The organism is Pseudoalteromonas sp. SIMBA_162, assembly GCF_046535955.1.
GTDB classification, from domain to species: Bacteria; Pseudomonadota; Gammaproteobacteria; order Enterobacterales; family Alteromonadaceae; genus Pseudoalteromonas; species Pseudoalteromonas marina.
Window position 1 is genome coordinate 1 of sequence record NZ_JAWJBQ010000547.1, and the last position, 265, is coordinate 265.

The window sequence follows — 265 nt, forward strand, 5'->3', positions numbered from 1 at the left end:
CAACTGATGAGACATTAGTAAAAGCTACTAAACTAATTTCACATATGTCACAGCAAATCCAAAAAGGTAATGAGTATGAAAATGTTGTAGCTGCTTTTAGTGCTGGATTACGTAAAGCTATGGGATATGAAAAGCCAGTAAAAACTGTATACCGATTAGGTGATTGGATTGAAAACACAGAAACACCTAGAAAAGTAGCGTTTTACAACTGGTTAGATGAAAGAGAATAGTATTGTTAAAAACAGTGGTAATACACCGCTTAATT

Annotated in this window: 1 protein-coding gene; it reads left to right on the forward strand. The window is 33.6% G+C overall.

Translation table 11 applies throughout. The features are described 5' to 3' along the window. Positions 1-230: hypothetical protein (locus R0J88_RS20870; protein ID WP_410901006.1), on the forward strand; the 230-nt coding region annotated here is incomplete at its 5' end. Between the last annotated feature and the right edge of the window lie 35 nt (positions 231-265).